Origin of the sequence: Marinobacter sp. (genome assembly GCF_041686475.1) — a bacterium.
Classification (GTDB): domain Bacteria; phylum Pseudomonadota; class Gammaproteobacteria; order Pseudomonadales; family Oleiphilaceae; genus Marinobacter.
In genome coordinates this window covers 1-9,392 of the sequence record NZ_JAWLDU010000077.1, presented here as the reverse complement: position 1 = coordinate 9,392, position 9,392 = coordinate 1, and the positions used below count along the sequence as shown (strand labels likewise).

The following is a 9,392-nucleotide window of genomic DNA, read 5'->3' as shown; positions in this document are numbered from 1 at the left end:
TGACTGATAATGCACCAAAAAAGTGCAATCAACAGGAGTGGTTTCAATGCTTCGGTTCCCGCCAGATAGCGCCGGCCACGACGTGGAAGGTAAGCCGGTTATTCTGAATAATTTTTCACAGAAGAAATGTATTGCATCAGGATGGATAAATCCAGCCGCCGTTGCCATTTTTTACAAAGATAATGTGTATACATTACAGTCATTTACGGCGTTCTTTGAAAGTTTTTTCTATGCAAATCAACAGCCAAGAGCAAGGGTGAACAGGTTCGCCTTATTACCAATCTCTACAATCAGGCACCCCAGCCTCCATTTAAACCAACAACTTGGTTACACTTGGCATACTTCGTGAGTCAGCCTTCATGGATGACTGGCTCATAACAGGCCGTGACTAAAGCGAATATAAGGACGAACGTTATGATCAAGAAGTGTCTCTTCCCTGTTGCCGGCTACGGCACCCGTTTTCTGCCCGCCACCAAGGCCATGCCCAAAGAGATTCTGCCGGTTGTGAACAAACCGCTGGTTCAGTACGGGGTTGAGGAAGCCTCTGAAGCGGGTATTCATGAATTCGGATTCGTGACCGGGCGGGGCAAGCGCGCCATAGAGGATCACTTTGACATCAGCTTCGAGCTGGAACACCAGATCGCCGGCTCCGGCAAGGAAGACCTGCTGACTTCCATCCGTGACCTGATCGATCACAATTCTTTTGCCTTTACCCGCCAGAACGAAATGAAGGGCCTGGGCCATGCCATTCTGACCGGTCGCAATCTGGTGGGCGACAGCCCGTTCGCGGTGGTGCTGGCCGACGACTTCTGTGTGGCAGACAGTGATGGCGTGGGCGTGATGGCCCAGATGGTAAAACTTTACAACCAGTTCCGTTGCTCGATCGTTGCCATTGAGGAAGTACCGGAGGATGAGACCCACAAGTACGGTGTGATTGCCGGTGAATCCATGAAGGACGGTCTGTATCGCATTACCGACATGGTCGAAAAACCTGCTCCTGAAGACGCCCCCAGCAACCTGGCGATCATCGGCCGCTACATTCTCACGCCCGATATTTTCGATATCATCGAGCGTACACCTGCGGGCAAGAATGGTGAGGTCCAGATTACCGACGCACTGCTGGAGCAGGCACGGAATGGATGCGTGCTGGCCTATAAGTTCAAGGGGCGTCGTTTTGACTGCGGCAGCATTGATGGCTTTGTGGAAGCCACCAACTACGTCTACGAGAATATCTACAAGAAAGGCAAGTAGGCGGTTTTCTAGCCGCCCAGGATCTGCAAGACCATGCGCCGGTTCTCTACGGAGGTTTTCCGGAACCGGCGCAGCAGTTCCATCTCTTCTTCCGACAGCTGGACCCGGCTGATTTCCTGTTCAAGCACCTCAAGCGCCACAGCCAGCTCATCACTTTCACTGAGAGCAATTCCCGGCAGTTCCAGCTGGCTGGCGTCACCACTGTCATTCAGCTGCAGCAGGTCTTCCACGGGTATTTGCGTTTTCAGGTAGCGCATAGGGATTGTCCCCGGCCAGGTTTCTGGACACTTGATTGCACTTTCAGTGAATCAAACCGGAAATGTAACGTACCTATAGCTTTACACACAATCTGCCTATAATGAATCCACCAGCAACGGAATTACTCGGTATGGCGGCACAGATACTGGACAAAAACACGGCCTGGACGCTGATTCTGGAGGCAGTGGACCGCAGTAACGTGACACTGCCACTGCCCGGTAGCAACAACCCGGCACTGACCATCGGCACCGGCGGCGACTGGCAGCTACGCATCCCTGCCGATGCAGAGGCCAGAAGCCTGCTTTCGGTTTTCCTGCCCCTGTGCTGCCCTCTGTCGAAAGAAGCGCCATCGCGGGTGGTGGGTCAGATGGGGCAAAGCCTGGATGGCCGTATCGCCACGGTGACCGGTGCCTCGAAGTTCATCAACGGTGAAGACGGCATTACCCACCTGCATCGCCTGCGTGCCGTGTCCGAAGCGGTGGTTGTGGGCGCCGGCACCGCCGCTACCGACAACCCCCGGCTTACCGTTCGCAAAGCGCCCGGCGTTAATCCCGTGCGGGTAGTGATCGACCGCAACCGGCGCGTGCCGGACGATCATCACCTTTTCTGCGACGAAGCCTCGCCCACCCTCAGACTGGTTGCCGGACAATACCAGTCGGGCAACAAGCTGACACCCCGACACGGAGTGACCGAGGTGCCCTGCCTGGACAGCAGCGACGCCACCACTCCCGCTCACATTCTGGCAGTGCTGGCAGACTTTGGCTTACGGAAGATTTTCGTGGAAGGTGGCGGGCTTACGGTCTCGGAATTTCTCAACGCGGATCTGCTTGACCGACTGCACGTGATGGTGGCGCCAATGATTATCGGCAGCGGGCGGCCCGCCTTTTCGCTGCCGGAAATCAGCCAGCTTGGCAGCGCCCTGCGCCCCAGGGCACAGATGGTGGACCTTGGCAGCGATATGCTGTTTGATCTGGATTTCAGCCGGCAGGATGCCGGCCACTGACCATGAACACCGCGCCAGGCAGGCTTGAGATCAGTACCGCCAGCCCGTAACCCACGCTCAATGCCACGCCCTGCTCCGGGGGCAGTCCCGCCAGCGGCCACAGTAACGCGGCGGCGCCCTCGCGCACACCCCAGCCAGCCACGCTCACGGGAACTGCCATCGCCAGCAACAGCAGGCTGCATAGTGCCAGCAGCGCCAGCGCCTGCTGCGGTTCCGACCAGTAGCCGGCACCCACAGCCAGCAACGCAAACACGCACAGGTAGGTCGCCACTACCACGGCCGATGAAGACACCTGCACTACAATCGCGGGCCAGCTGAGCAGAGCCCTGCGGATATCCCGTCGCAGAGCATGCACGTATCCACGCCCCCTGGCCCATAAACGGGCGAGCAGTCCCAGGACAACGACAATGAGAACCACGACCGCAGCAACGCCGCCACCCATATCAGCCACGACACCCGCGATTCTGCCCTGCTGCAGCGCAAGCCAGGCCCCGAGCCCCAGGGCAACGGATACCATCACCATCTGCCCGGAAAGCCGCTCGATCATGACCGCGTGGACGGCCCCCAGCCGGGCTGCCGAGCCGAGACTGTGGCGCCAGGCGCGATTGACGTCACCCAGGACACCGCCGGGCAATACCTGGTTGAGGAACGTCGCCAGATAGTATTCCCGCACCGCCACCACAAAAGGCAGGCCTACTGACAACCTTCCCGCCGTATACCGCCAGCGCCAGGCCGACACCAGAACCTGCAGTACAGAGACCACCATGGCCGCCAGCAGCATTGGCAGGGAGAAACCGGCGAGTTCCTGCCAGACAACGGAAACATCCAGAAACCAGGCCGTTGTCAGCAATAGCAACAGCGTCAGCGCCCATCGCAGCCAGGGCGGCCATCTTCGTGTCAGCACGTCAGCCGGCACCTCTGGACACAGGCCTTGCGAACAGATCCTGATGATCAACGCGGATGGAAAGCCGCCGCTCACGGGCCTGGGCCAGGCGTCTGTCGAACCAGCGCTGTGCACGCTCCCTTTCGCCCGGTACCTGCTCGAAAACCGCCTGTTGCCAACCTTCCAGTAACGCAGTCTGTAACGCCGGCTGCTTTGGCGTAAGCCGCCAGGGACTGGGCGCCAGTGACACCTGATACCCGTGGGCCGCGAGCTGCACCTGCAGGTAACCGGTGGCGTCCGGCCCCATGGCAGCGCCGGCTCCCTTCTCGCGGTGCTGGTGGGCATTGACGGTTTCCATGATCCAGTGGTCGTCGTCCTCCGCCGGTGACAGCTCGAACCGTCCGTCGTAGGTCAGCACGATCAGGACGCCGGCGTTGTGTGCTGCAGCTGCCCTGGCCAGTGCTTTCAGCCAGTCTGCCGACATCAGGTCAATCAGGGCCGAGGCAGTCACCAGCCTGGTTGCTTCCGGAATCTGGCCGGACAGTTGCGCGGCCGTCAACTGGCATACCCGGGTTTCCACGGGCACGTCCATGCGCTGCATGCGTTCTTCCGCCTGCGCCAGAAGTGATTCGTCCTGGTCCAGCAGCACCCAGTGCTGCGGCACCGGCAATGCCGGCACAAGGTAACGGGCGTTGGAGCCGGTGCCGGTACCCAGGTCCGTTATCAGCAATGGCGGCGCATGCCTGCCGCTGGCTGGGTCCGGGGTTTCATATTCCTGCTCCGTCCAGGCCAGCACGCTTGCCATCAGTGCACGATTGCGGGCCTGATGGTCGGCCGGTTCACGAAGGGTCAGCCAGTCGCTGTCGAACACGGTTGCATCATCGGATGGCGCCAGGCTGGCCAGGGCATCCCGGAATTCCCTGGCAGCCTGGGCCCAGTGACGCAGATGCTCCGCCTGGTCATTTGCCTCTTCTGTTACGCGGGTCAGTTCCCCGGGGTCTTGCAGCCACGCCTCAAGGCAATTTTTTAGCTGCTCCACATCCCCGGCCGGATACTGCCGGATACCGGGGCGCTTCCCCGTCTTCGCCAGGGCTCCTCCATCTGTGGTGATGATCGGCAGGCCTGCCGCCTGGGCTTCATCGATAACCATGCCATAGCCTTCGTACAGGGATGGCAACACAAAGATATCCGCCTGCCGGTAGGCTTGTTCCAGGCCGTCATCATCCAGCTCGCCGGCCAGGGTGATGCGATTCCCCAGCCCCAGGTCCTGCACAAGATCCCGTATGTTCTGGCCGTAGTCTGCGTCCCGGTCTGTTGAGCCTGCCAGTGTGCACTGCCATGGCAGCTGCTGCAGCCCACTCAGGGCTTCAACCAGTTGGTGCTGAGCCTTACGTGGCGACAGGTGGGCAACGCACAGTATATTGAGGGTCTTGCCCGGTACTTTTTCAGTCTGGTCGGCAAGGCTGATGGTATCAGCGCCGGGTTCAACAACACGGATACGCTTAGCCGGCACGTCAAAATCTCCCAGCCGTTGCGCGGTGTGGGGGCTGGTGGTAATCACACCTGCCACAGCGGCCAATGCCTTGCGTTCGGCGCTGAACAGCAGGTCACGGGTGCTGGCTGGCAGGCCGGTTTCATCGGCCAGCGGGTGATGCACCAGGGCCACGATCCGCAGGCGCTGAGCATGGGCGGCGACAATATCCGGCAGTGCCCCCATTGCCAGCCCGTCCAGAACCACCAGAGTGCCATCAGCCAGGTTGGCCAACAGGCTGTTCAGGGATTCACTGGCCTGTTGATCCACCAGCGGAAAGGCACCGCTCAAACCCTCGCGGCTGGCTGTGATCCCGATGTCATTGAGCCCTTCGGCTATCTGCCGGACGTACCGATAGCCACCGGTGTTCTGATCAGGGTTGCCGGGAACCACAAAAAGCACCGATTTTGGCGCATCAGAGCTTGCCATGATAGCTGGCCCAGGCAATGTGCGATTCGCCAAGCGTTACCTTCATGGAACACAGGCCTTTGCCAGTCTCCCCCAGCCTGCCCTGGTGTATTGCCGCGGCCATGCGGTCGAAAACCGTGGCCGCCATGAACTCGGTGGTGGTGTTACGGCCGGCAAACTCGTCAATATCGTCCAGGTTCTTCATGTTGAATTCGGCGATCACTTCCGACAGTACCTGGGAAGCCAGCCCGATATCGACGATGAGGTCGTCCCTGTCCAGAGCCTCCCGCTCAAAAGTCACATCGACAACGTAGGTAGCACCGTGCAGGCCCTGCGCAGGGCCGAAAATCTCTCCATTGAAGCTATGGGCAATCATCATGTGGTCCCTTACGGTGAGACTGAACATAGGGTCGGTTTCCTTTGTGTAAATGAATGATTTCAGTGGTGCCTGTAAACAATACGATGACACAGGGTTTCAGAAGCCAGAGGTGTCAGAGTGTTACCGCCGGTTCCACCGGCCAGTGACGCCATCACCTCTGGCAGTGTTTCGAAGGGGCTTTCCCCGGTGATCAGGTTGTCGAGAACGTCATCCCGTAACAGATCCAGCGCCAGGGACATGCGATCACGGTACTGCCAGCGCGGCACCTGCTGGGGATTCAGATGCCCGACCTGGCTCGAGCGGATGGTCAGCCGACGGGAGTGAAAGGCATGGCCAAGGGACAAAGGCACAGCCTGGGCGCCGTACCAGCTCATCTCGATAATCCGCGCTTCCATGCCAGCCAGTTGCAGGGCAGTTTCCAGGCCGGCGGGATGACCACTGGCATGGATAACCAGGTCATGATCGTCACGCTGGCAATGGGTCCGAAAATCCAGGCCCAGGGATTCAGCAACAGCCTGCCGGCCGGGATTGGTGTCGATAGCCGTCACCCGGGTGCCGGGAATACGGCTTGCAAGCCAGGCGACCAGCAACCCCACAACGCCCAGGCCCACCACGGCAATCCGGTCCCCCACTCTGGGGGCGGCATCCCACAGGCCATTCACCGCCGTTTCCATGTTTGCAGCCAGCACGGCCCTGCCCGCCGGCAGATCCCCGGGCAGGGGCACCACGGCGGAGGCCGGCACCCGGTAGTCGGTCTGGTGAGGAAACAGACAAAAGACAGATCGCCCGGTGAGGCTTTCAGGGCCGGTGACTACCTTGCCTACGCTGGCGTATCCGTACTTGACGGGGAACGGGAAATCTCCTTCCTGGAAGGGTGCCCGCATGGTGTGAAATTCCGATTCCGGTACCTGATTGGCAAAAACCAGGGCTTCGGTTCCGCGGCTGATCCCCGAGTAAAGCGCCCGGATCTCAACCGCGGGGTCGTCGGCGGTTGCCGCAGCCGGTGGATGGCAGTCAAAGGTGGCCTCGCGAATCCTCCCTTCCAGGGGACCGGTGACCCAGAATGCGTTTGTCATATCGTCTGTTTCCTTACGGCGCACGTAAGCAACTATAGTGCATAGAGAAGCACATACGCAGAGGTTTAATGATGGATTCCCCTACCCGCACATTCCACCTGCCCCTGGCCGCCGATCTGGCCTGGGGTGCTGGCCTGACAGCGCTTATGGTTGCAGTGGCAGGAATCGGGTTCGGGCTCCCCGGTGGTTACTACGCCGTAGCGATCCTGCTTTACCTGGCCGTTGCCCTGCCCGTTTACTGCTTCTGGCCCCAGGGCCAGGATTTTGGCTGGGCGAACCGTGCAACGCTGGTGCGTGCCGCAATGGTTGTCATGCTGGTAGCCCTGGCTCCCTTTCTTGAAGGCCTGGGGAACTGGTTATGGCTTTACGGGTCACTGTGTTTACTGGCTCTGATTCTGGATGGGGTTGATGGTGCCATCGCGCGGGCGACCCGATCCATCACCGATTTCGGCGCCCGCTTCGATATGGAGCTGGATGCCCTGTTTATCCTCGGGCTTTGTGTTGCCGTGCTGGCCCTGGAGAAAGCCGGCGCCTGGGTACTGGCACTCGGGCTGATGCGTTATGCCTTTCTGGCCGCCGGCCAGTGGCTGGACTTCATGAACCAGCCATTGCCTGAAAGCTTTCGACGGAAAACCGTGTGTGTCTGGCAGGTGGTGACCCTGATGATTGCCATACTGCCCCTCACCCCCACGGCGTTCGCAACCTGGACACTTGCACTCGCACTGGCGCTGCTGTGCTATTCGTTTTTTACAGACCTGCGCTGGCTTTATCAAACAGGGAGACAGCCATGACAACCCGTTTTTCAACCGCTCTAGTGACTGCAACGACTGCCGCCACCCTGGCGCTGGCCAGCCCGGCCGCTCTTGCTGAACCGGCTACCTACGTTATTGATGACGAGCACTTTTCCATGGCCTTTGAGGTAATGCATATCGGCTACGCGCCAGTAATGGGCATGTTCCGGGAAGTGGAGGGGCAGTTCGAATACGACGAAGACGAGAAGCAACTCAACTCCGGCAAACTGACGTTCAGGAGCGAGAGCGTGTTCACCAACCATGACAAGCGGGATGGACACCTTCGCAACGAGGATTTCCTGGACAGCGGAAAATTCCCGGACATCACCTTTGAAGTCACAGGGTTCGAGACTACAGGGGAAAACACCGGTGTTGTCACCGGCGACCTGACACTGCTGGGGCAGACTCAGCCCGTCGACCTTGATGTGACACTCAACAAATCCGCCGAGTACCCCATTGGTCACGAGGAATACACTCTGGGCCTGACCGCCGAAACAACCATCAACCGCAGTGACTGGGGCATGACCTACGGTATCGAGAACGACCTGGTAGGTGATGAAGTGAAGTTGCGTTTCGGCCTGGAAGCAATCCGTGAATCCGGCTGGTTCTGAAGGCGTACCACCCGGCTCACGGAAGAGCCATTCTTCTCCTTCCATGATAAACTCCGCCGCTTTCCTGCCCCAGGCCGGGCCCAGTCGATCTTCTGCAAGGCGGATGTGAATGCCCCTCTCGAACACCCATAAATCCGACCTGTTACTGGTTCTTGTTACGCTCATGGCAGCCATCAGCTGGATGTTTTCCAAGGAAGCCGTTCTGCTGATGCCACCGCTGATGTTCATGGCCATGCGCTTCCTGCTGGCCGGGTCTGTACTGGCCGTCATTGCCTGGCCTTCCCTGAAAAGGCTGAGTCTGGACCAGATCAAACGCAGCGCCGGCGTGGGGCTGGTGTTCGGTGTCGCAATGACCTGCTGGGTGATGGGCCTGTTCCATGCCACCCATGTAGGGGAAGGCGCCTTTCTTACCAGCCTGGGCGTTGTGATTGTGCCGGTGCTTGCCCGGGTGGTGTTTCGGGAAGAGCAGCCACTGAGCACATGGTTTGCGATTCCTGTGGCCGTTTCCGGGCTGGCGCTATTGTCGCTGAAGAACGGCTTCCGGCCCGAGATCGGCCAGTTGTTTTTCGTGGGTGCGGCGTTCATTTTTGCATTGTATTTCACCCTGAACACCCGCGCCGCCAATCAGCGCACCGTGGTCAACAACAGGGGAGAATCGGTGGAAAAGCACCGCGTACCCGCCCTGCCCCTGACCAGCATTGCCCTGCTCACTGTGGGTACTGTCACGCTGGTGGAATCCACCCTGCTGGAACCCTGGACACCAACCCTGGAGAACTTCTCCGGCATCCTTGCCATGTGGATCATCGCCAGTGCCATCGTCGGCACCGCGGGGCGTTTTCTGCTGCAGACCTACGCCCAGAGCCTGTCTGCTCATAGCCATGGGGTGGTCATTCTGGTGCTGGAACCGGTATGGGTTGCGCTGTTCGCAGCGGGCTGGTTCAGCGAAACCATGTCCGCCACCCAACTCGCTGGCTGTGGTCTGATATTCCTTGCTCTGCTGATCAATCGCTGGGGTGTCATCAGCAAGGCGGTAAAAGGCTGGACAAGAAAGCAGAAAACCGCCTGAAAGAGGTTGACCATGCCCATCGGAATCAGTATATTTCCTCCCCGTTGCAGGACACAGGACCATAGCTCAGTTGGTTAGAGCGCTGCCTTGACATGGCAGAGGTCGGCAGTTCAAATCTGCCTGGTCCTACCATTT

10 protein-coding genes and 1 tRNA gene are annotated in these 9,392 nt (G+C 59.4%); 6 read left to right on the top strand and 5 right to left on the bottom strand.

Translation table 11 applies throughout. The features are described 5' to 3' along the window. The first annotated feature begins 414 nt into the window (after positions 1–414). Positions 415–1,251 (top strand): UTP--glucose-1-phosphate uridylyltransferase GalU, encoded by an 837-nt coding sequence (gene galU, locus ACESMB_RS13555; protein ID WP_372927619.1) that lies wholly within the window; start codon positions 415–417, stop codon positions 1,249–1,251. A gap of 8 nt (positions 1,252–1,259) precedes the next feature. Here galU and ACESMB_RS13550 read toward each other — a convergent pair whose 3' ends face one another. After that, positions 1,260–1,508, bottom strand: a complete 249-nt coding sequence (locus ACESMB_RS13550) for a hypothetical protein (protein ID WP_372927620.1) — start codon at positions 1,506–1,508, stop codon at positions 1,260–1,262. A 131-nt stretch (positions 1,509–1,639) separates the two neighbouring features. On the opposite strand from ACESMB_RS13550, the gene ACESMB_RS13545 reads away from it, so the two are divergent. After that, on the top strand, positions 1,640–2,512 hold the full coding sequence (locus tag ACESMB_RS13545) for a RibD family protein (protein ID WP_372971809.1): 873 nt from the start codon (positions 1,640–1,642) through the stop codon (positions 2,510–2,512). Here ACESMB_RS13545 and ACESMB_RS13540 read toward each other — a convergent pair. The 4 genes from ACESMB_RS13540 to ACESMB_RS13525 are packed head-to-tail and all read right to left on the bottom strand — an operon-like array spanning position 2,487 to position 6,789. Continuing rightward, positions 2,487–3,416, bottom strand: coding sequence for a lysylphosphatidylglycerol synthase transmembrane domain-containing protein (locus ACESMB_RS13540; RefSeq protein ID WP_372971808.1), 930 nt, complete (start codon positions 3,414–3,416; stop codon positions 2,487–2,489). The genes ACESMB_RS13545 and ACESMB_RS13540 overlap by 26 nt on opposite strands. Position 3,417: 1 nt before the next feature. Then, on the bottom strand, positions 3,418–5,355 hold the full coding sequence (locus ACESMB_RS13535) for a glycosyltransferase (RefSeq protein WP_372971807.1): 1,938 nt from the start codon (positions 5,353–5,355) through the stop codon (positions 3,418–3,420). Beyond that, positions 5,342–5,740 carry a 6-pyruvoyl trahydropterin synthase family protein gene (locus tag ACESMB_RS13530; RefSeq protein ID WP_372927634.1) on the bottom strand — a complete coding sequence of 133 codons (399 nt, stop codon included), beginning with the start codon at positions 5,738–5,740 and terminating at the stop codon, positions 5,342–5,344. Before ACESMB_RS13530 ends, ACESMB_RS13535 begins: the two co-directional genes overlap by 14 nt. A 32-nt stretch (positions 5,741–5,772) precedes the next feature. Then, complete coding sequence (locus tag ACESMB_RS13525; RefSeq protein WP_372971806.1) at positions 5,773–6,789, bottom strand: zinc-dependent alcohol dehydrogenase; 1,017 nt, start codon at positions 6,787–6,789, stop codon at positions 5,773–5,775. Between the two features lie 68 nt (positions 6,790–6,857). Between ACESMB_RS13525 and ACESMB_RS13520 the strand changes: the two genes are divergently transcribed. The 4 genes from ACESMB_RS13520 (at position 6,858) to ACESMB_RS13505 (ending at position 9,389) form a co-directional block, all read left to right on the top strand. Next, entirely contained in the window at positions 6,858–7,580 is a 723-nt protein-coding gene (locus ACESMB_RS13520) for a CDP-alcohol phosphatidyltransferase family protein (RefSeq protein ID WP_372927636.1), read from the top strand. Further along, positions 7,577–8,191 (top strand): YceI family protein, encoded by a 615-nt coding sequence (locus ACESMB_RS13515; protein ID WP_372927637.1) that lies wholly within the window; start codon positions 7,577–7,579, stop codon positions 8,189–8,191. The genes ACESMB_RS13520 and ACESMB_RS13515 overlap by 4 nt, the downstream gene beginning before the upstream one ends. A gap of 109 nt (positions 8,192–8,300) precedes the next feature. Then, positions 8,301–9,257 (top strand): DMT family transporter, encoded by a 957-nt coding sequence (locus ACESMB_RS13510; protein ID WP_372971805.1) that lies wholly within the window; start codon positions 8,301–8,303, stop codon positions 9,255–9,257. 55 nt (positions 9,258–9,312) lie between these two features. Further along, positions 9,313–9,389: transfer RNA gene (locus tag ACESMB_RS13505), tRNA-Val, on the top strand. Positions 9,390–9,392 lie beyond the last annotated feature (3 nt).